This is a genomic window from Brachybacterium sp. AOP3-A1-3 (assembly GCF_052378285.1).
Taxonomy (GTDB): domain Bacteria; phylum Actinomycetota; class Actinomycetes; order Actinomycetales; family Dermabacteraceae; genus Brachybacterium.
In genome coordinates, this window is the sequence record NZ_JBQSXM010000009.1 from 117933 (window position 1) to 138869 (window position 20937).

A 20937-nucleotide genomic window follows, 5' to 3' on the forward strand; every position below is an offset into this window, starting at 1 on the left:
TCCTCCTGTCGGTCCAGCGGCGAGCGGGCGAGCGGTCGGTTCTGGTCAGGCCCCGGCGGTCAGCGTGCTGTCCAGGCCGAGGTCGAGATTCCGCACCGAGTGGGTCAGCGCACCGGAGGAGATGACGTCCACGCCGGTGCGGGCGATGTCGGCGACCGTGTCGAGGGTGACGGTGCCGCTGGCCTCGACGATCGCGCGACCGGCCACGATCTCCACGCCGCGCGCGAGGTCGGCGAGAGAGAAGTTGTCGAGCATGATGATGTCGACGCCGCCGGCGAGCACCGGCTCGATCTGATCGATCCGGTCCACCTCGACCTCGAGCCGGGTGGTGTGGCCGAGCTGGGCGCGGGCGTGACGGATCGCCACGGTGAGGTCCAGCCCCTGCTGCTGCAGGATCGCGAGGTGGTTGTCCTTCGCCATCACAGCATCCGAGAGCGAGAACCGGTGGTTCACTCCCCCGCCGCTGCGCACCGCATGGCGCTCGATCGCGCGCAGTCCGGGCGTGGTCTTGCGGGTGTCGGTGATGCGCACCCCGGTGCCCTCAATGGCGTCGACGAATCTCCGGGTGAGCGTGGCGATGCCGGTCATGCGCTGGGTGAAGTTCAGGGCGATGCGCTCGGCCTGCACGACGGCTCGGGCCGGGCCGACGACGGTCGCGAGCACGTCGCCGACGGCGAAGCGGTCACCGTCGGCCGCGTGTGCGGTGACGTCCACGGCGGCATCGGTGAGCCGGAACGCGGCAGCGAATACATCGATCCCGGAGAGGACCCCGGCTTCGCGGGCGGTGAGCTCCGCGGTCGCGGTGGCATCGGCGGGGAGGAACACCTGGCCGGTGAGGTCGCCCCACGGGGCGTCCTCGAGGAGGGCTGCGGCGACGACGGTGTCGATCTGGGTGGTGGTCAGCATGCGAGGGCCTCCTGGGCGGGCTCGGAGTCGGTGGAGGGAGCAGGGGTGCGGGCGTCGACGAGCTCATGAGCGTCAGTACGACCACGAGCGTCGGCAGGACCCTGGGTATCGACAGGGCCCTGGGCGGCGAGAGGACGGGGATCGTCGAGCCGGTGGTGGGCGCCGACGGACCCTGGCCTGGCCAGGGCGTGCCCGATCAGCAGTCGGGCGAGATGGAGCAGATTGCGGTCCTCGAGCTCGGCCACCGTGGTGCACGAGTCAGGGTCCTGGTCCTGCCAAGAGGAGAGCTGCGCCGCGGCCGCGTCGAGCTGCTCGCCCGTGCGCAGCAGGCCGGCATGGCTCCACAGCAGCTCCTGCAGGTCAGCACGGGTCCACCGTTCCGAGCGGCCGGGCCCGGACGCGGCCCGCATGGGGTGCGGCGTCGCGGCTCTCGGACCGGCAGGGGCTGGGCTGAGGTCTGGCCCGGCAAGGGCGGGACTGGGGCCTGACCCGGTGGGGACTGGGCTGAGGTCTGGCCCGGCAAGGGCGGGACTGGGGCCTGCCCCGGCGGGCGCTGGGCTGGGCGCTGACCCGGCTGGGGCCGGGCTGCGGTCCGATCCGGCTGAGGTAGCCGCGTCCACTGGCGCGTGGTGTGCAGGCAGCGCCATATGGGGCGAGGCTGCACACACGGCGCCACTGGATGCGTCTCGAAGGGCGGCACATGCGGCACGGGCCCCGAACACGGCCCCCTCGAGCAGGGAGTTGGAGGCGAGGCGGTTCGCCCCGTGCACCCCGGTGCGAGCGCACTCCCCCGCTGCGAGAAGACCCGGAAGAGTGGTGCGGCCGTCGAGGTCGGTACGGATCCCACCCATCCAGTAGTGGGCGGCAGGGGTCACGGGCACCGGCTCGCGGCCCCAGTCGAATCCGGCTCCGCGCACGGCGGCGTCGATGGTGGGGAACCGTTCCCGGAGCCGCTGCGCTCCGATCCCGGTCGCATCCAGGACCACGGGCCTGCCGTCCTGGGCGGCCATGACCTGGGCGATCGCACGGGCTACGACGTCGCGCGGGGCGAGCTCGGCGCGAGGGTCGATGGCGGGCAGGAAGCGTCGGCCGTGCTCGTCGCGCAGCACGGCGCCCTCCCCGCGCACGGCCTCGGAGATCAGGAAGGAGCCGGGAGCCGCGAGCGCGGTGGGGTGGAACTGGTAGAACTCCAGATCCTCGACCGCGGCACCGGCCCGCCAGGCCGCGGCGATCCCGTCACCGGTGGAGACGGCGGGATTCGTCGTGTGCGAGAAGAGCTGTCCGGCGCCGCCGGTGGCCAGGAGCGTGGCCCGGGCTCGCACCGCGAGCCGGGTCCCGTCGGCCGCCAACAGCTCGGCGCCGCTCACGCGACCGCCCTCGAGCAGCAGATCCACCAGGGCGGTGTCCTCGCGCAGGGTGAGGGAGCCGCGCGCCGTGCTGCCGGATGGCACCGCGGTGAGAGCGCGCACGGCGCCCGCCAGCGCGTCCTCGATCGCCCGGCCGGTGGCGTCGCCGCCTGCGTGGAGGATCCGGGGGCGGGAGTGAGCACCCTCGAGGCCCAGCGCGTACAGGCTCCGAGCCGCCGCGCTCTCGGGGTCGGGGTAGGGATCGAGTTCCCCAGCAGGGTCGGGGTCGGGATCGAGTTCCCCAGCAGGGTCGAGGTCATGAGCGCGGTCGAAGACGACACCGCGGTCGATGAGGTCCGCGATCGCGGCCGGGCCCTCTTCGCACAGCACCCGCACGGCCTCCGCATCGCACAGCCCGGCCCCGGCGCTCAGCGTGTCCTGGGCGTGCTCGGCGGGGGTGTCGGAGGGGTCGATCGCCCCGGCGATGCCGCCCTGGGCGTAGCGGGTGGAGCCCTCGACGAGTGCGGTCTTGGTGACCAGCAGGACGTCCACCGACCGGGCGGCGTGCAGCGCCGCGGTGAGCCCGGCGATCCCGGAGCCGATGACCAGCAGATCGGTAGGCGGCAGCTCCGTGGGCGGCAGCTCCGTGGGCGGCAGCTCCGTGGGCAGCTGCTCGTGCGCGCCCATGCTCAGCGCTCCGCGGTGGTGCGCTCCGGGGCGGCCCCGACCGGAGCCGGCTTCGCGGCGAGCATGCGCTCGAGCGCGACGCGGGCGGGCTCGGCGACGTCCTGGCCCACGGAGATCTGGTTGATGACCTCGCCGTCCAGCAGCGATTCGAGGGCCCAGGCGAGGTAGCCGGGATGGATGCGGTACATCGTCGAGCAGGGGCACACCACGGGATCCAGGCAGAAGATCGTGTGCTGCGGGTGCTGGGCGGCGAGGCGCTGGACCAGGTTGATCTCGGTGCCGATCGCGAAGGTGGTGGGCTCGCTCGCACCCTCGATGGCCTTGCGGATGTAGTCGGTGGAACCGGATTCGTCCGCCGCATCGACCACGGGCATCGGGCACTCGGGGTGGACGATCACGCGCACACCCGGGTGCTCGGCGCGGGCCTTGCCGATCTGTGCGGTGGTGAAGCGCTTGTGGACCGAGCAGAACCCGTGCCACAGCACCACCTTCGCGTCCTGGAGGGTCTGCTCGTCGTTCCCGCCGAGCGGTCGGCGCGGGTTCCACATGGGCATCTCGTCCAGGGAGATCCCCATGGCCTTGGCGGTGTTGCGGCCCAGGTGCTGGTCGGGGAAGAACAGCACCCGCTGCCCGCGCTCGAAGGCCCACTCCAGCACGGTCGAGGCGTTCGAGGAGGTGCACACGATGCCGCCGTGGCGGCCCACGAAGCCCTTGATGTCCGCGGAGGAGTTCATGTAGGTCACGGGGATGACCGGCAGGCGCCCGTCCTCGCCGGGCACCTCGCCGCCGTAGACCTCCATCAGCTGCTCCCAGCACTCCTCGACCTGGTCGATGTCCGCCATGTCCGCCATCGAGCAGCCCGCGGCGAGGTTCGGCAGGATCACGGCCTGGTCGGGCCCGGAGAGCAGATCGGCGGTCTCGGCCATGAAGTGGACGCCGCAGAAGATGATCGCCTCGGCCTCGGTGCGGGCCTTCGCGGCGTTGGCGAGCTGGAAGGAGTCACCGACGTAGTCGGCGTACTGGATGACCTCGTCGCGCTGGTAGAAGTGCCCGAGCACCACCGCGCGGTCCCCGAGCTCCGCCTTCGCGGTGCGGATCCTGCGGTCCAGCTCCTCGGCGCTCGCGTCGCGGTACTCCTGCGGGATCTCGCCCTGGCGGGGAGCGGTGGCGGGGATCGGGTCGGCCATCGAGGCGCCGGGACCGTAGCCGGGGTCGCGGGCGTCGACGTCCCACGGGGCATCCAGCAGCTCGGTCGAGCAGCTGCTGCCGGAGGCCGCGCCGGTGGAGATGTCGCGCAGGGTCAGGTCGACCGAGGCGGTGGGGGTGGCTGCGTCAGCGGGGGCGGCGGTGGCAGTGGGATCGGTGATCGTCATGTCGTGCTCTCCGTGGGGTGTGGCCGGTCAGAGACCGGTGAGCGGGCCGTTGTCGGCGAGGTGGATGGACTGGTCGTGCCGGTAGAGCCGGGCGGGACGGTGGCGGCCGCCGGTGCGATAGGCATCGGTGGCCACCAGGCGCCCGGAGGATTCCATCTGGCGGCGGAAGTTCGCGGGGTCGAGGGTGCGCTGCAGCACGGCCTCGTGGACTCCGCGCAGCTCGGCGAGGGTGAAGGACTCCCCGAGGAACGCGGCGGCGATGCGGGAGTACTCGACCTTGTTGCGCAGGCGCCACAGGGCGTACTCGACGATGAGCGAGTGGTCGAAGGCGAGCTCGGGGACCTCGTCGGCCACGAACCAGCGCACGTTCACGCCCGCCTCGCCCGCGTCGGCCTCCTCAGGGCGCACGAGCGCCCAGTAGACGACCGAGACGGTGCGCTCGTCGGCCGAATCCGAGCGGTCCAGCCCACCGAAGGCGTAGAGCTGTTCGAGGTACTGCGGGGTGAGCCGGGTGGTCTCGTGGAGGTTCCTCGCGGCCGACGCGGCGAGTCCTTCGTCCGGCGCCAGCGGACCGCCCGGAAGTGCCCAGAGCCCCTGGTGGGGAGCCCGGACGCGACGCACGAGCGGGAGCCACAGGGCGAGGCGACGGGTGGTCGGATGCGGGCGCAGGGCGAAGATGACCGTCGAGACGGCGAGGGCTGTCCGAGAGCTCATGGCGACGACACCTCCTGTTAAAGTCGCGAGCACCTTTACTGGTGACGAGACATTAGGCTCACCATGACCAGAAGTGCACGATGTGACGCGATCGTGTGACCGGGGTCACTGTGGAGGTGACTTTAACTGTCGTCGCCTCGTCGCCGTCACGCCCCTTCCTCAGCTCGACCGCCCGTGGCAGAATCCCTCCATGTCCAGCGATGACACCACTGCGGCCGGAGCCTCCTCCCCTCGCACCCTGAGGGCGCTGCTGATCCTGGCCGCCGTCGTCGTCACCGTTCTCGTGATCACGGTCTGCGTGCTGGCCGTCCGCACTCCCGCTACCGCCGCCGAGGGCTGGACGGCGAGCCCCGGGAAGCGGACCGCGGCGAGCATGTCGCTCAGCCCCTGCACCGCGCCGCCCGAGCCACCAGCAGGCGGGCAGCCGACGACCGAGCTCGTCGGCGAGCAGCGCGGCCTCGTCACCCTGAGCGTTCGCACGGACGAGAACAGCGACACCCTGACCTGCCTGGCCACACAGATCGACGACGAGTGGACGGCGATCACCATCGCCACTCCCTACGACGAGGCCGCCACGATCCCGGTGGACGGTGCGATGGTGCGCAGCGATGCGCTGCTGCAGACGGATCCGACTGCGGTGGACGCTCCGGAGACCTCGTCGCAGCATGTCGTCGCCGGGGAGGTCGGCGACCTGGTGACCGCCGTGACGCTGCAGACGGCGGCTGGCGACACCGAGGCGACCCTCTCGAACGGCTGGTTCGGCGCCTGGTGGCCCACAGAGGACGAGCACGAGCTGGACCATTCCATGACGGCCGTGCTCTCCCTCGAGGACGGCACGACGCGCATCCTCAAGCTCCCCGGCAGCGGGAGCCCCGCCCCCGGGGACTGATCCGCCCGGCCCACCGCCCGCCGGCTCACCGAGCCTGCTGATCCACCGAGCCTGCCGGCCAGCTGGGCCGTGTGACGCCCCTCGCTCGCACCACCCCCTCACCGCCGGATCTGCTTACGCTGGTCAGCGCCCTGCCAGCACCGCGTCGGCGCTGCCGCACGGCACCGCAGCAACGCATCGGGATCCCCAGGAAGCGAGCCCTCCATGACCCCCTCGACCACGGCTCCGGCGCCTCAGCCGGCCCTGCCTGCGAGCACCCGCACACCCCGGCGGGTCGCCTGGGCCTCCATGGTCGGCACCTCGCTCGAGCAGTTCGACTTCTACCTCTTCGCGTATTTCTCCGCGTTCTTCGTCGGCCCGCTGTTCTTCGAACCCCTCGGCGCGGCCGGTGCCTCGCTCGCGTCCTTCAGCACCATCGCCGTCTCGTTCGTGATCCGCCCGGTCGGCGCGCTCGTGTTCGGGCACATGGGCGACCGGCTGGGCCGACGCACCACGCTGCTGTGGACCGTGGGCCTGATGGGCGTGGCGACCGCGCTGATCGGCATGCTGCCCACCTATGCGCAGGCCGGATGGCTGGGGGCGATCGGGCTGGTGGTGCTGCGCCTGGTGCAGGGGATCTCGCTCGGCGGCGAATGGGGAGGGTCCGTGCTGCTGGCCACCGAGCATGCCCACCCCCTGAAGCGGGCGTTCTATGCGGCGATCCCGCAGCTGGGCTCGCCCGTCGGCTCGATCCTCTCGGCCGCGGTGTTCATCGTGCTCACGCTGACGCTGCCCGAGCAGGCCATGGCGGACTGGGGCTGGCGGGTGCCGTTCTTCCTCGCGCTGCCGCTGCTGCTGGTCTCGCTGTACCTGCGCCGCGCGATCGACGAGACCCCGGTCTTCGCCCGCCTGGCGCAGACCGGGGACCGCGCTCGCCGACCGGTGCTCACGATGTTCCGCACTCGCCCGTGGGCGCTGCTGATCGCGATCGGCGCCGCCCAGCTGGGCATCGGCTCGTACGCGCTGATGAACACGTACACGATGAACTACGGCTCGGTGGTGCTCGGCTACCCGCCCCTGCAGCTGCTCAGCGCCGCGACCATCGGCGCGCTCCTGCAGCTGCTCACGATCCCCCTGTTCGGGGCGCTCGCGGCGCGCACCAGCTCCGCCCTGGTGGTGGGCGCCGGCGCCCTGGGCACGGCCCTGATCGCCTTCCCGCTGTACTTCCTGCTGCAGTCGGCGAGCTTCGGCGGGCTGGTGACGCTGATGGTGGTGGGCGGGATCCTGCCCACCATGTCGTGGGCGGCGCTCGGCGGGCTGATGAGCGACCTGTTCCCGGGACGCTTCAGCTATTCGGCACTGTCCTTCGCCTATGCGGTGGCCGCCACGGTGGGCGGCGTGGTCCCGCTGGCCACCTCGGCGCTCGGCCTGTGGACGGCGCAGGCCTGGTGGCATCCCGGGATCGTGCTCGTGGCGCTCTCCGCGGTGACGCTCGCCGCGGCCGTGGCCGCGCGCCGCGAGGGCCGACGCCGACCCACCGTGCCGGCCGACGGGGAGACCGGCGGCTCGTCGAGCTGACGAGCAGGCGAGCAGACGAGTCCCATTGGTGCCGACCCCGTTGGCCGATTCACTCCGTCGGCGGCCGCGGCCGGTGCACGAAGGTCACCAGCACCACCGAGATCATCATCAGCAGCAGCCAGGCCACGAACTTCGTGGGCGGCACCAGGTGCCACTGGGCGGCCTGGTGCGGGTAGATCCACGCACCGGCCCAGGTGCCCACGTTCTCCGCGACCCACAGGAAGAACGCGACACCCACGAAGGCGAGCAGGATCGGCATGCGACGACGCGGCCCGGTGCGCTGGTTGCGGAAGCTCATCACGCAGCGCGCATACAGCAGCACGACGGCCCCCACCAGCACCCAGCGCACGTCCGGCAGGTAGTGGTGGGTGAAGAAGTTCGCGTAGATCGCGGCCGCCACCAGCGCGGTCGCCCAGATCGGCGGGTAGCGGGTGAAGCGCAGGTCGAACAGGCGGAACACGCGCACCATGTAGGAGCCGACGGCGGCGTACATGAACCCCGTGTACAGCGGCACTCCCCCGATCCGCAGCAGCCCGTCGGTCTCATAGGCCCAGGAGCCCATGTGCGTCTTGAAGACCTCCATGGCCGTGCCGACGACGTGGAACATGACGATCACCCACAGCTCCCGGCCGCCCTCGAGGCGGAGGGCGAGCATCAGCGCCTGCACGGCGACGGCGGCGAGCACGAGGGCGTCGCTGCGCACCAGCAGGGCGTCATCGGGGTAGACCAGGCGCGCCAGCACCAGGAGCACGAGCATCGCAGCACCGAACACACAGGCCCACGCCTGCTTCGCGGTGAACACGGCGAATTCGAGCAGACCCCGGCGCCACGGGCCCGCGTCGACCGCGAGCGCCCGCGACCGCCGGTGCGCCCACGCATCCAGCCGTTCCTCGAGCGGGGCGAACGCCCGGCCCGCTGCGCTGCGGGGCTGCTCGCCGTCACGACTCATGGTCACGACCCTATTCACGCCCGAGCCGTCGTCGGCGCAGAGATCGGGGCGGACCTGGAGAGGAGTTGTGCGCGAGCCGGGACGTCGCTGCGCGGCAGGCGCTCCTCGGGTTCGCCGGGCAACACCACCGCCAAGCGCTTGGGACCGGGCAACACCACCGCCAAGCGCTTGGGACGGAGCCGAGAGCACCCATATCCTCTCCCGGTGGGCGTCATCGGAGACGCTCTCCCCTTTCTCTCCCCGGAGGCCCCATGTCCGTCCTCGACCGCAGCGCGATCATCGCGCCGGCGAGCTTCAACCGCTGGCTCATCCCGCCGGCGGCGCTCGCGATCCACCTGTGCATCGGCCAGGTCTACGCGTTCAGCGTGTTCAAGACCCCGTTCCAGAGTCACTTCGGCGTCGGCGAGGTCGCCGTCGGCTGGATCTTCTCCCTCGCCATCGCCATGCTCGGCATCTCCTCGGCGATCGCCGGCACCTGGGTGGAGCGGGTGGGGCCGCAGATGGCGATGGTCGCCGCCGGCAGCTTCTGGGTGCTCGGCTTCCTCGTCTCGGCGGTCGGCATCGCGACCGGACAGCTGTGGCTGGTGTATCTCGGCTACGGCGTGATCGGCGGCATCGGCCTGGGCATCGGCTACATCGCCCCGGTCTCCACCCTCATGAAGTGGTTCCCCGACCGCCCCGGGCTCTCCACCGGCCTCGCGATCATGGGCTTCGGCGGCGGCGCGCTCATCGCCAGCCCGGCCTCGAACAAGCTGATGGCGCTGTTCGGCGGCGGCGTGGATCCCTCGCACCTGGTCGCGGGGCTCACCCCCACCTTCCTCACGCTCGCCGGCTGCTACCTGCTGGCGATCGCGCTGGGCGCCTATGTGATCCGCCTGCCCCACCCGGACTGGGCGCCGAAGGGCTTCGACCCCCGCAGCGCCACCTCGAAGGCGGCGCAGACAACGGGCTCGGTCTCGGCGAAGCAGGCCATCCGCACCCCGCAGTTCTGGCTGCTGTGGATCGTGCTGTTCACCAACGTGACGGCCGGCATCGGCATCCTCGAGAACGCCGCCCCGATGGTCTCGGACGGCTTCGGCATCGCCGCCGCCGCGGCAGCCGGCTTCGTGGGCCTGCTGTCCCTGGCGAACATGGCCGGACGCTTCGTGTGGTCCACGACCTCGGACTACCTGGGTCGCAAGCTCAACTACGCGCTGTACCTCAGCATCGGCGCCATCCTGTACGTGGTCATCGCGACCGTCGGCTCCGCGTCGCTCGCGGTCTTCGTGCTCTCGGCGCTCGTGATCATCTCCTTCTACGGCGGCGGCTTCTCCACGGTCCCCGCCTACCTGAGGGACCTGTTCGGCGTGTACCAGGTCGGCGCCATCCACGGCCGGCTGCTCACGGCCTGGGCGGCCGCCGGCATCGCCGGACCGCTGCTGGTCAACAGCATCGTCGAGTCGCAGGCCGCCGCCGGTCACTCCGGCATGGACCTGTACAAGCTCTCGATGTGGCTGATGGCGGGCATCCTCGCCGTCGGCTTCGTCGCGAACCTGCTGATCCGCGCGGTCAAGCCCTCGCACTTCGAGGACGAGGCCGTGGTCGCGCAGAAGAAGGAGGCCGACCGCGCGGGCGCCCATGAGGCGATCAGCGGCAACGGCGGCGCCGAGGCGCACGCGAAGGCCGGGGCGAGCCACACGGCGGCCGCCGGAGTGCTCGCCGTGCTCGTGGTCGCCGCTCTCGCCTACGGCCTGGTCGAGACCGCGATCCGCGCCGTGGCGCTGTTCACCGCCTGATCCCGGGAGGCCGAGGGGTCCGCGTCCCGACCACTCGTTCCGCGCCACGGCTCGTGGTACCCGGCAGGCCCTGCGGCGTGCTTGTATTGCCGGACCTGCCCCGTCACCACCCGGAGGTCACCATGGGACGCGAGATCGGCACCACGGAGTACACCCGTTCCCAGCGCACCCGCTATCGCCGGGAGCTGCGTCGGAACCTCGACCTGTTCGAGACCTTCCTGGACACGGCGGAGTTCGTCGACGAAGGGACCGTCGGCGTCGAGCTGGAGATGAACCTCGCCGAGTCCGACGGGATGGCGCCCGCGCTGCTGGTGGACACGATCCTGGAGGATCTGGACGACGAGGACTTCGTCCACGAGATCGGCCGCTTCAATCTCGAGGCGAACCTTCCGGTGTCCCATCCCACCGGCGCCGGCCTGCGCGATCTGGAGACCGAGCTGGGCGAGAAGATGGAGCGCGCCGACGCGGCCGCGCAGCGCCACGGCGCCCGGGTGATCCCGATCGGCCACCTCCCCACCATCACCGAGGAGCTGTTCACGGACGACGAGTGGCGGGCGCCGGGAGCCCGCTACGAGGCGCTCGAGAACTCGGTCATGGTGGCCCGCGGCGAGGAGATCAACCTCCGCATCGACGGCGAGGGCCGGGGGCTGGACACCAGCTTCGACTCGATCGCCCCGGAATCGGCCTGCACGTCGATGCAGCTGCATCTCCAGGTCCCGCCCGAGCAGTTCGCGGCCGCCTGGAACGCCGCGCAGGCGATCGCCGGTCCGCAGGTGGCCCTCGCCGCGAACTCGCCGTTCCTGCTGGGCAAGCGGCTGTGGCACGAGACCCGCATCCCCACGTTCGTGCAGGCGCTGGACACCCGCCCGCCCGAGCTCGCCACCCAGGGCGTGCGGCCGCGGGTGTGGTTCGGCGAGCGCTGGATCACCTCGATGTTCGACCTCTTCGAGGAGAACGTGCGGCTGTTCCCGGCGCTGATCCCGGAGTCGCGGGACATGGCCGAGGAGCCGCTGCTCACCGAGGGTGCCTCCCCGCGGCTGCACGAGCTGATGCTCCACAACGGCACGGTGTGGCGCTGGAACCGTCCGATCTACGATCCCGGCACCGACGTCCCGCACCTGCGCCTGGAGAACCGGATCCTGCCGGCGGGGCCGACGGCCGCGGATATGGCCGCCAACGCCGCCTTCTTCTACGGGATCCTCCACTCGCTGGTGCACGAGCGGCGCCCGCTGTGGTCGCGGATGAGCTTCGAGCAGGCCGACGAGTCCTTCCAGCAGTGCGCCCGCTGGGGTCTCGAGGCCCGGGTGCGCTGGCCGAAGGTGGGTCGGGTGCGCGTGGCCGATCTGCTACGCGAGCAGCTGATCCCGCAGGCCATGGACGGGCTGAAGGAGCTCGGGGCCGATGCGGACGTCGCCGATCACTACGGGAACCTCCTCAGCGAGCGCACCCGCACCGGACGCAACGGCGCACGCTGGCAGATCGACACCGTCACGTCCCTCGAGCTGCGCGGCGCCAGTCGCTCCGAGGCGCTCGCGGAGATGACGCGGCTGTACCGGGAGGGCGTGGACTCCGGGAAGCCGGTGCATGACTGGCCGGTGCCGGCGCGCCAGCGGCGCTGAGGTCTGCGAGCGACGCTGGGTGAGGTCCGCCCGGTGACTTCCGAAGGTTGAGACGGCCGTCTCGTATCGCGGATGCGGTCGTACTCTTCCGGCATGACCACCCCCGCCCCGAACACCACCTCCCCGCACCGCACCGCGAAGCTGTCGAGGGAGGACCGCTCCGCGCGCATCGCGGTGACCGTCTTCCCTGCCCTGATCCTCGCCGCGGCCGCCTTCGCCTTCTTCGTGCCCGCGGCCGGCCAGTCGATCGCGCCGTTCACGAGCATCTTCCTCGGCGTCATCATGTTCGCGATGGGGCTGACCCTCACGATCCCCGACTTCGGTCTCGTGGCGCGCCGCCCCCTGCCGGTGCTGATCGGCGTCGTCGCCCAGTTCGTGATCATGCCGCTGGTGGGCCTGGGCGTCTCGGTGCTCCTGCAGCTCCCGCCCGAGCTCGCCGTCGGCGTGATCCTGGTGGGCTGCGCCCCGGGCGGGACCAGCTCGAACGTCATCACGTACCTCTCCAAGGCAGATACCGCCCTGTCGGTCACGATGACCTCCATCTCGACGCTGCTCGCACCGATCTTCACCCCGCTGCTCACCCTGTGGCTGGCCGGCTCGTACCTGCCGATCGCCGCCGGTGACATGGCGATGTCGATCGTGAAGATGGTGCTGGTGCCCGTGATCGCCGGCATCGTGATCCGTCTGCTGCTGGGGTCGCTCGTGGACCGCATCATGCCTGCCCTGCCCTGGGTCAGCGTCGCGGGCATCTCGCTCGTGGTCGTGGCCGTGGTCAGCGGCTCCACCGAGGCGATCGTCTCCGCCGGCGCCCTGGTGCTGCTCGCCGTGGTGCTGCACAACGGGATCGGCTACCTCGCCGGCTACTGGCTCGCGCGCCTGCTCCGACAGGGCGAGCGCGCCGCCCGCACCACCTCGATCGAGGTGGGCATGCAGAACTCCGGTCTGGCCGCGACGCTCGCGGCGAGCGCCTTCAGCCCCGCGGCGGCCCTGCCCGGCGCGATCTTCTCGATCTGGCACAACCTCTCCGGCGCCATGCTGGCGGTGTACTACCGGCGCAGCGCCGACAAGCATCCGGTGGATGCCGTCTGACCTCCACCACTCCGCCGTCTCCGGACGGCACCGACGAGGCCCGGTGCCCCGCTGCTGCGGGGTACCGGGCCTCGTCGGTAGAGGTCAGCGGGAACGCGGAGGGCCGTCACCCGGGATATCCGCACGGGCGCTTCCCGTACGGGCCGGCAGGCTCCCTCGACCCGTGCCGCCGTCGGCCTCGTCGCCGTCCTCGTAGGGATCGCGCATGACGGGGACCTCGTCCACCGCCTCGGGTTCGACCACCACCTCGTCGGTGTCGTACTCCTCGTCCCCTTCGCGACGCTCGTACTCCTCCGGGGGCAGCACCTGCTTCCAGTTCCTGGTGCGCATCTTCGGCAGCTCGCCGGCATCCTCCTGCAAGGCTCTGTACAGCGCATACATCTGGAAGAAGCCCATGATGAAGAACGGCAGGCCGACGAGGATGATCGTGGACTGGAGCGCCTCGAGACCGTTGGAGCCCGAGAACACCAGCAGCGTCGCGGTGATCAGTCCGATCGCCAGGCCCCAGAAGATGCGCTGGCCCAGCGGGTTGTAGTCCTCGTGGCCGTTGGCCATGGAGTCCGTGACCAGTGCGGCGGAGTCCACCGAGGTCACGAAGAAGACGATCACCAGGATGATGGCGACGACGGATACGAAGAACGCCGCCGGGTAGTAGCTGAGGAAGGCGAACAGGGCACCGGGTATGTCCCCGTCACCGACCACCGTGTCGACCAGGCCGCCCTCACCGTTGAGCTCGATGTCGAAGGCCGAGAAGCCGAAGATCCCGAACCAGACCACCGAGAAGGCGGACGGGACGGCGAGCACGCCGGAGACGAACTGGCGGATGGTGCGGCCCTTGGAGATGCGGGCGATGAAGATGCCCACGAACGGCGACCAGGTGATGGTCCACGCCCAGTAGAAGACCGTCCAGGTGTTCTGCCAGCCGGTGTTCGCGAAGGTGTCGTTCCACAGGGCCAGTTCGGGCAGGTTCACGATATAGCTGCCGAAGGACTCGAAGGTGCCCTTGAGGACGAACAGCGTGGAACCCCCGGCGAACAGCACGAACAGCAGCAGCAGAACGGCGGCGACGATATTGACGTTCGACAGGATCTTGATGCCCTTGTCGAGCCCGAGCGAGACGGAGATCAGGGCCAGGCCGCAGACCACGGCGATGATGATGAGCTGCCAGCCGGAGGTCTCCGGCATGCCGAACAGCTCGTTGAGGCCACCGTTGATCTGCAGGGTGCCCAGGCCGATGGAGACGGCGATGCCGAACACGGTGCCGACGATCGCGACGATGTCGATGATCTTGCCGATCGGGCCGTGAATGCCCTCACCGAGGATCGGCTGGAAGATCGAGCTCACGCGCGGGGGCAGGTTGCGCTTGTGGATGAAGTACGCGAAGCACAGCGCAGGCAGTGTGAAGATCGTCCAGGTGTGCAGCGTGAAGTGGTAATACGTGTAGTTCATGGCGTCTTTGGCGGCTGCTACGGAGCCGGCCTCGATGCCGAGCGAGGCGCCGCGCGGAGGATCACCGAAGTGGCTGATCGGTTCGGCGACTCCCCAGAACATGAGGATCGAGCCGATACCGGCGGCGAACAGCATGGCGAACCACGCGGCACCGGAATGCTCCGGCGGCTCCTCGTCGGGGCCGAGCTTCACGCGGCCGAAGCGGCCCACGGCGATGAAGATCAGGAACGCGAGGAACATCGTCACGCCGAGGATGTAGAACCAGCCGAGGTTCGTCAGCAGCCAGTCCGAAGCCACGGACACCGCAGCGTTCAGCGGATCGGTGAAGGCGATCGTCCCGATCACGAAGGCGATGATGATCGCCGCCGATCCGAAGAAGATCACCGGCGATGTGCGCAGGTGCAGCGCGTCATGCAATCGATTCAACATCGTTCTCGACTCCTCGTCGTCGTCACGCGGCGTGGCGCGCGGCGTGCACCCCACGGCGGCGCGTCATCTCGAGCGGTGGAACTTTCGGACAGTCTGGCACGTCACACCGACGTCCGGGCGCGGATTCCCCGCACGGGGGGAAACTCCCCATCTCGCCGGGTCAGGGCTCCGTGTTGACTGTCCTCGCGACCATGGCGGAGGATCCAGCTCCGCCCCGGACCGAGCCCAGGAGGCCTGACGATGCCCGCACCCCAGCACTTTCCTCCGGCTCGCGGCGGGGACCGCTGAGCAGATGCACCCTGCATACGCCTTCGGCCCTCGGATCCGGCGCTATCGGCCCTCGATCCACCTCTCGCATGCCATACCGCTGCTGGGATGCGGACCCTCCTTCGGGGCCGTCTGCGTCCTCGCCGGCCTGCTGAGTTCGAGCGGGGACATGGCGGGATTCGGTGTGCTGCTGCTGGTCGTCTTCCCTCCGATCATGGCGGCGGTGGCGACGTTCCACTGGTCCGCCTACCTGGACCTGCACGAGAACGGTCTCGTCGTGGGGCGCTCCGTCATCGGGAAGGTGCGGCCGATGTGGTACTCCGAGATCGAGCCCACCACGATCCGGGTGTTCTCCAAGATCGACAACGTGCGCGGGCCCTACCGTGCCCAGATCTGGCCGAACTGGCACTTCACCGGCGGAGCGGATCTCGCGGTGACATTCCTGGCTCTTCCCAGATGAAGGTGTAGGTCGGCCGGGCGCGTCGGTCCGCAGATAGACGTCGAGGTCTCCCGACGATGGAGGTTCCTACGCCATCCATCCGAAAGACCTCGACGTGCCCGACGCTACCCCGCCGGCCGGCTTCGGCCGCCCTGACCTAACCGCCTTCGCGGCTCATCCCAATCGACCCTGATCGGGTCTGCTGACCCCCTCGACGAGAACGCAGCGACATCACAGCCACCCAACCCCGACCGTCCGGGAAGCCAGGACACGTCACACGGCCTGTGCTGCGGGCGTGTCGAGTAGGTAGTCCAGGGGCGACGCAGGAGCGTCGACGCGACGTGCTGAGAGGTGGTTCCAGTCGAGCACTAGCACACCGGCTACAGGCATGGCGATAGGTCAGGAACGGCGTCGCTCCCTACGCAGGAGGGAGCGCAGAGTCTCGGCGTTCGCGTAGCCGACCCGTAGCGCGATCTCGGCGGAGGTGAGGTCCGTGGTTGCTGAGAGGTGTCGAGCTCGTTCGATGCGAAGCCGTTGGACGAAGCCGAGCGGAGTGAGGTTGAGCGCCGCACGGACTCGTCGTTCGAGGGTGCGCCGGCTGGTGCCGAGCGACTGCGCGACGAAGGCGACGTTGAACGGTTCGTCCAGGCGGGCGCGCACGAAGCGTTCGAACTCGACGACGATCGGGTCCTCGTGCCGGAGATGTTCGTAGGCGACGAAGGCCGCCTGCGACGGGCGCTCGTCGATGATGAGGAGCTTGGCGACATGTTGGGCCAGGTCGGGGCTGATCGATCGCACGAGTGAGAGCGCGAGGTCGATGTGGGCGAACGCGGCGCCGGCGGTGACGAGGTTCCCGTCGACCACGACCATGGTGTCGAGATCGAGGGCGACGGTCGGATAGCGCTTCAGGAACTCCGGCCCCAGGAACCAGCTGGTCGTCGCCCGCCGATGATGCATCCGTCCGGTCTCGGCGACAGCGAACACGCCGGTGCACGCCGCGGCGATCCGGGTGGTCGCCTCGTCGAGGCGCCCGAGCGAGGCGATGACCGAACGAGCATCTCGGCTCTGGAGGGCATCGTTGGTAGCGGCGGCCGTAAGGGTTCCAAGCGCAGGGACGACGACCACGTCGAACTCTCCGGACTCCGGCAGCGGGTGGTCCACCGACAGGGTCATCGATGCCGTCGTGGTCACTCGCCGTTTCGGTCCGAGGATGGCGAGTTCGATCGGGTCGATCCGCGGGTCGACATCGCCGCGGGCTCCGTCGGCCACCCGCACGATGTCGATGATCGACGCGATAGCCGAACCGAAGCAGCCGTCGATCGCGATCAGTCCGATACGCATGACGTAAACAATAGCAATACTGCCGTATACGCCACTCCCCACCGGCCCTCGCTCGTCATACGCTGAACTCGTCCCACGAAGAACCCCGACGTCAAGGAGAGTCCCTCATGTCCACACCCTCATCACTTCCGTATGCCTTCGTCGCCAAGATCGTCGCGGCCGATGGACAGCACGACGCGGTCGCAGATCTGCTCGCCGGCGCTGTCGCACTCGCCAACGAAGAAGTAGGAACGATTGTCTGGTTCGCGGTCAGGACCCACGCCGACACCTTCTGGATCTTCGATGCATTCCCCGACGAAGCCGCTCGCGACGCCCACGCCAACGGCGCCATCGTCGCAGCCCTGATGGCCAACCAGCACCTTCTCAGCGCAGCACCCGAGATCCTGGCGGCCGACGTCCTCGCGTCCAAGCTCCCGTAGTCCGCCAACGCACGAGACGATCGCGCCCCGCCGAGTCGGTCCGCAGATAGACGTCGAGGTCTCCCGACGATGGAGGTTCCTACGCCATCCATCGGAAAGACCTCGACGTGCCCGACGCTACCCCGCCGGCCGGCTTCGGCCGCCCTGACCTGACCGCCTTCGCTCGACTCGACGGCCTCGGTCTGAGCGTGATCGGGCAACGACTTGAACCGGATCGTGCGGTCCTCGCGTGCCGCGTGGTGGAACCAGATCAGTGGTGCCGACGGTGCGGCAGCGAAGGCGCCGCTCGTGACACCGTGATCCGGCGGTTGGCCCACGAGCCGCTGGGCTGGCGACCGACCGTGCTGGAAGTTGTAGTGCGCCGCTACCGCTGTGCAGACTGCGGACACGTGTGGCGCCAAGACACCAGCGCCGCGGCGGAGCCACGCGCGAAGCTCTCGCGCACCGGGCTGCGGTGGGCGCTGGAAGGGATCGTGGTCGCACACCTCACCGTCGCCCGTGTCGCCGAGGGACTCGGGGTCGCGTGGGACACCGCCAACAACGCGGTCCTGGCCGAAGGCAAGCGGCTGCTGATCAACGACCCCAAGCGGTTCGAGGGCGTGAAGGTGATTGGCGTCGATGAGCACGTCTGGTGCCACACCAGGCGTGGCGACAAGTACGTCACCGTGATCATCGACCTCACCCCGGTCCGCGATGGCGCCGGCCCAGCAAGGCTGCTGGACATGGTCGAGGGCCGGTCGAAGGCGGCGTTCAAAACCTGGCTCGCCGACCGCGACGACGCCTTCCGTGACGCGGTCGAGGTGGTCGCGATGGACGGCTTCACCGGGTTCAAGACCGCCGCTGCGGAGGAGATCCCGGACGCGGTCACGGTGATGGATCCCTTCCACGTCGTGCGCCTGGCCGGTGACGCCCTCGACAGGTGCCGGCGCCGGGTCCAACTCGCGATCCACGGGCACCGTGGGTTCAGGGACGATCCGCTCTACAAGTCGCGGCGCACGCTGCACACCGGCTCGGACCTGCTCACCGACAAGCAGAGCGACAGGCTACGCGCGCTGTTCGTTGATGACGCTCACGTCGAGGTCGAGGCGACCTGGGGTGTCTACCAGCGGATGATCGCCGCCTATCGCCACGAGGACCGGCAACGTGGCGGCGAGCTCATGGAGAAGCTGATCACCGACCTCAGCGCCGGCGTCCCCAAGGTGCTCACCGAGCTCACCACCCTGGGCCGGACCCTGAAGAAGCGAGCCGCCGACGTGCTCGCCTACTTCGAACGACCCGGCACCAGCAACGGGCCGACCGAGGCACTCAACGGACGGCTCGAACACCTGCGCGGCTCCGCACTCGGGTTCCGCAACCTGACCAACTACATCGCCCGAAGCCTGCTCGAGACCGGCGGCTTCGGACCCCAACTCCTACACCCCCGATTGGGATGAGCCACATTCCTGGGCCCGCACCCCGAGTCAGAGCCGGGTCCACAGGCTCGCCGCCCGGCGATCGCCAAGGGCATCGTGCTGTTCGGCTCGCGGGACGCCGTGGAGATCGCCGAGCAGATCCGCGCGGGCCTCGAGCGAGGAGGCTGCCCGCCGCACCTGGCACGCTGGTCACAGCGCTTCGGGATCGAGCGCGTGGAAGGACCTCACTACCGGGCCGTGCAGCAGATCCCCGGCATGGACCGCGACTGGAGGCCTTCGCAGGATGACTGAGTACTCCGCGGACGAGTGCTCCACTCTCGGCCCTCGGATTCGGCGCTGTCGACCGTCGGTCCACCTCTCGCATGCGTTCCCCTACCTGGGCTGCCTCCCCACCGTCCTCGTCCTCATGGCCCTCGGGAGCGTGCTGCTCGGCGACAGCAGAGGGATCGACACCCTCCTCATGGTGGCCGTGCTCTACCTTTTCGTCACCGGCTTCGTGTGCGCGGTGCAGTGGTCCGCCTACCTGGACCTGCACGAGAGGGGTCTCGTCGTCGGCCGCTCCGTCCTGGGCCGGCGCCGACCGATGCGATACACCGAGCTCGACCCCACCACCCTCAGGGTGTTCTCCGGGATCGACACGGTGCGCGGGGGCCTCTACGCCCCGATCTGGGCGAATTGGCACTTCACCGGAGGCGCTGACCTCGCGGTGACCTTCCTGGGGCCGCGCCGGGGCAGGAGACTCTCCCCGGCGCCACGGCCACCGGCTCCCGGGAACGGCATCGTGCTGTTCGGATCGCGGGACGCCGTGCAGATCGCCGGGCAGATCCGGAGCGGTCTCGAACGCGAAGGGTGCCCTTCGCGCCTGGCCCGCTGGTCGGAGCAGTTCGGCATCGTGGCCCTGTCGGGCGGCTCCTTCGACGCCCAGGCGCAGATCCCCGGCATGAGCACGGACCGGCCCCCTCGACCTGGCCCCTGACCCGGTTCGCGACCTCTCCGACCCGCCTGCCACCGGGCAGTTCTCCCCATCGCACCCCGCGACGGCCGCCCCGTACGGTGGCTGAGCAGGCGGCGCAGGAGCCCGCTTCCGACGACGCACCTCAGCGTGCTCCCGACCCGGAGGTCATCAGCATGAACAACCCCTATGGCATCCCGAGCACGCCGTCGCGGAGGAACCGCTCACCGCTGTTCATCGCCCTCGGCTGCGGCTGCGCACTCCTCGCGGTGCTCGTGCTCGTCGCCGGTGGAGCCGGGATCTATCTCCTGACCCAGGAGCCGAACGATCCGCCTCCGACCTCCACCCAGGAGCCGACCGACGATCCCTCCGAGGATCCGACCGACGAGCCCACGTCGGAGACGACCGAGGAGCCGACAGATGAGCCCACCGCAGGTCCCACCGACGGCGCGCTGGTGACCCTGTCGGTGTCGGACACCGGCGAGGGGACCACGCTCGACGCCGACGGCGAGACGCTGACCTCGAAGAACGGGAAGTTCGTGGGCACCACCGTCACCATCGAGAACCAGGGCACGGAGACGATCGGGCTGGATCTCGACAACTTCCTCTTCCACGGCGACGACGGCTCGACGTACGAGCTGCGCTACGGGTCCTTCACCACCAGCGGCCCGCAGATCGCCCCCGGCGAGACGGCCAAGGCCAACGTCTACGTCGACGTCAGCGAGGACACCGTGCTGGAAGCGGTGAGCTACTCCGATCCCGTCGGCACCGGCGGCGAAGTCGTCAGGCTCCCGCTCTCCTGATCGTCCGTCACACCGCGGCCCTCGGGCCGGGGCACGGCACGGATCACGAGCGTCGCGAAGACCGCGATCGTCACGGCCACCGCGAGCACCGTCACCCCGGCCACCAGCGGTTCGCTGCGCAGCAGCTGCGGGATCAGCCGCGTGGGCACCAGTGCCGCGAAGGCGAAGGCCGTGAGCGTACCGAGGTACGAACCGACCATGAACGCGCGGTGGGTGGGAACGCTGCCCCGTCGGATCGCGACGATCGCGAGCACCATGCACAGCAGCGTCCAGGTCGACAGTCCGTGCAGCCAGGAGAAGCCGTCCGGCATGATGCCGAAGCTCGAGGTGCACACCACCAGCATCGCCGCCACCCAGGTCGTGCCGAGCAGCCGGTGGGCCCCGTCGCGCCGCCGTCGAAGGATCTGCAGCGGTCCCAGCAGGAGCACGTACAGAGCCGCGATGGCGTGCACGATGATGACCGGCGTGAAGGGTTCCATGGCATGCACGATAGTGTGACTATCCACGACGGCGCCATCAAGA

At 69.9% G+C, this 20937-nt stretch carries 19 protein-coding genes; 11 read left to right on the forward strand and 8 right to left on the reverse strand.

All coding sequences use genetic code 11. The features are described 5' to 3' along the window. Nucleotides 1–45: 45 nt before the first annotated feature. Genes nadC through ACT3T5_RS13340 form a run of 4 tightly spaced genes read right to left on the reverse strand, consistent with a single transcriptional unit; the run spans nt 46 to nt 5026 of the window. Entirely contained in the window at nt 46–906 is an 861-nt protein-coding gene (nadC, locus tag ACT3T5_RS13325) for a carboxylating nicotinate-nucleotide diphosphorylase (RefSeq protein WP_444578376.1), read from the reverse strand. Then, the gene (locus ACT3T5_RS13330) at nt 900–2939 is read right to left on the reverse strand and encodes an FAD-binding protein (protein ID WP_444594563.1); all 2040 of its coding nucleotides are present in this window, start codon (nt 2937–2939) and stop codon (nt 900–902) included. The genes nadC and ACT3T5_RS13330 overlap by 7 nt, the downstream gene beginning before the upstream one ends. A 2-nt stretch (nt 2940–2941) precedes the next feature. Further along, nucleotides 2942–4312: a quinolinate synthase NadA gene (gene nadA / locus ACT3T5_RS13335; RefSeq protein ID WP_444578378.1), complete on the reverse strand. Its 1371-nt coding sequence runs from the start codon at nt 4310–4312 to the stop codon at nt 2942–2944. A 27-nt stretch (nt 4313–4339) separates the two neighbouring features. Continuing rightward, nucleotides 4340–5026, reverse strand: coding sequence for an NUDIX hydrolase (locus ACT3T5_RS13340; RefSeq protein WP_444578379.1), 687 nt, complete (start codon nt 5024–5026; stop codon nt 4340–4342). Nucleotides 5027–5216: 190 nt separating this feature from the next. Between ACT3T5_RS13340 and ACT3T5_RS13345 the strand changes: the two genes are divergently transcribed. Beyond that, the gene (locus ACT3T5_RS13345; protein WP_444594564.1) at nt 5217–5915 is read left to right on the forward strand and encodes a hypothetical protein; all 699 of its coding nucleotides are present in this window, start codon (nt 5217–5219) and stop codon (nt 5913–5915) included. Nucleotides 5916–6119: 204 nt separating this feature from the next. Then, nucleotides 6120–7472, forward strand: coding sequence for an MFS transporter (locus tag ACT3T5_RS13350; RefSeq protein ID WP_444594565.1), 1353 nt, complete (start codon nt 6120–6122; stop codon nt 7470–7472). A gap of 49 nt (nt 7473–7521) precedes the next feature. On the opposite strand, the gene ACT3T5_RS13355 is transcribed toward ACT3T5_RS13350, so the two are convergent. After that, complete coding sequence (locus ACT3T5_RS13355) at nt 7522–8421, reverse strand: DUF817 domain-containing protein (RefSeq protein WP_444594566.1); 900 nt, start codon at nt 8419–8421, stop codon at nt 7522–7524. Nucleotides 8422–8672: 251 nt separating this feature from the next. On the opposite strand from ACT3T5_RS13355, the gene ACT3T5_RS13360 reads away from it, so the two are divergent. The 3 genes from ACT3T5_RS13360 to ACT3T5_RS13370 all read left to right on the forward strand — a co-directional run bounded on the left by ACT3T5_RS13360 (nt 8673) and on the right by ACT3T5_RS13370 (nt 12904). Beyond that, nucleotides 8673–10196, forward strand: coding sequence for an OFA family MFS transporter (locus ACT3T5_RS13360; RefSeq protein ID WP_444594567.1), 1524 nt, complete (start codon nt 8673–8675; stop codon nt 10194–10196). A 122-nt stretch (nt 10197–10318) separates the two neighbouring features. Further along, nucleotides 10319–11815 carry a glutamate--cysteine ligase gene (locus tag ACT3T5_RS13365; RefSeq protein WP_444594568.1) on the forward strand — a complete coding sequence of 499 codons (1497 nt, stop codon included), beginning with the start codon at nt 10319–10321 and terminating at the stop codon, nt 11813–11815. A gap of 93 nt (nt 11816–11908) precedes the next feature. Next, nucleotides 11909–12904, forward strand: a complete 996-nt coding sequence (locus tag ACT3T5_RS13370; protein ID WP_444594569.1) for a bile acid:sodium symporter family protein — start codon at nt 11909–11911, stop codon at nt 12902–12904. 84 nt (nt 12905–12988) lie between these two features. On the opposite strand, the gene ACT3T5_RS13375 is transcribed toward ACT3T5_RS13370, so the two are convergent. Continuing rightward, entirely contained in the window at nt 12989–14782 is a 1794-nt protein-coding gene (locus tag ACT3T5_RS13375; protein ID WP_444578388.1) for a BCCT family transporter, read from the reverse strand. Nucleotides 14783–15074: 292 nt separating this feature from the next. On the opposite strand from ACT3T5_RS13375, the gene ACT3T5_RS13380 reads away from it, so the two are divergent. After that, nucleotides 15075–15509 carry a hypothetical protein gene (locus tag ACT3T5_RS13380; RefSeq protein ID WP_444578389.1) on the forward strand — a complete coding sequence of 145 codons (435 nt, stop codon included), beginning with the start codon at nt 15075–15077 and terminating at the stop codon, nt 15507–15509. A gap of 378 nt (nt 15510–15887) precedes the next feature. Here the strand turns inward: ACT3T5_RS13380 and ACT3T5_RS13385 are convergent, their stop codons facing one another. Then, nucleotides 15888–16829, reverse strand: a complete 942-nt coding sequence (locus tag ACT3T5_RS13385; protein ID WP_444578391.1) for a GlxA family transcriptional regulator — start codon at nt 16827–16829, stop codon at nt 15888–15890. Nucleotides 16830–16936: 107 nt separating this feature from the next. Here ACT3T5_RS13385 and ACT3T5_RS13390 point away from each other — a divergent pair, with 107 nt between their 5' ends. The 5 genes from ACT3T5_RS13390 (at nt 16937) to ACT3T5_RS13410 (ending at nt 20415) form a co-directional block, all read left to right on the forward strand. After that, nucleotides 16937–17248 (forward strand): putative quinol monooxygenase, encoded by a 312-nt coding sequence (locus ACT3T5_RS13390; RefSeq protein WP_444578393.1) that lies wholly within the window; start codon nt 16937–16939, stop codon nt 17246–17248. 107 nt (nt 17249–17355) lie between these two features. Then, nucleotides 17356–18681 carry an ISL3-like element ISPfr2 family transposase gene (locus ACT3T5_RS13395; protein ID WP_444594570.1) on the forward strand — a complete coding sequence of 442 codons (1326 nt, stop codon included), beginning with the start codon at nt 17356–17358 and terminating at the stop codon, nt 18679–18681. Between the two features lie 99 nt (nt 18682–18780). Next, the gene (locus tag ACT3T5_RS13400) at nt 18781–18951 is read left to right on the forward strand and encodes a hypothetical protein (RefSeq protein ID WP_444594571.1); all 171 of its coding nucleotides are present in this window, start codon (nt 18781–18783) and stop codon (nt 18949–18951) included. Further along, complete coding sequence (locus tag ACT3T5_RS13405) at nt 18944–19636, forward strand: hypothetical protein (RefSeq protein ID WP_444578398.1); 693 nt, start codon at nt 18944–18946, stop codon at nt 19634–19636. The genes ACT3T5_RS13400 and ACT3T5_RS13405 overlap by 8 nt, the downstream gene beginning before the upstream one ends. A 152-nt stretch (nt 19637–19788) precedes the next feature. Beyond that, a complete protein-coding gene (locus ACT3T5_RS13410) occupies nt 19789–20415 on the forward strand; it encodes a DUF4352 domain-containing protein (RefSeq protein ID WP_444594572.1) in 627 nt (208 codons plus the stop codon). Here ACT3T5_RS13410 and ACT3T5_RS13415 read toward each other — a convergent pair. Then, nucleotides 20361–20894, reverse strand: coding sequence for a DUF2306 domain-containing protein (locus ACT3T5_RS13415; RefSeq protein WP_444594573.1), 534 nt, complete (start codon nt 20892–20894; stop codon nt 20361–20363). The genes ACT3T5_RS13410 and ACT3T5_RS13415 overlap by 55 nt on opposite strands. Between the last annotated feature and the right edge of the window lie 43 nt (nt 20895–20937).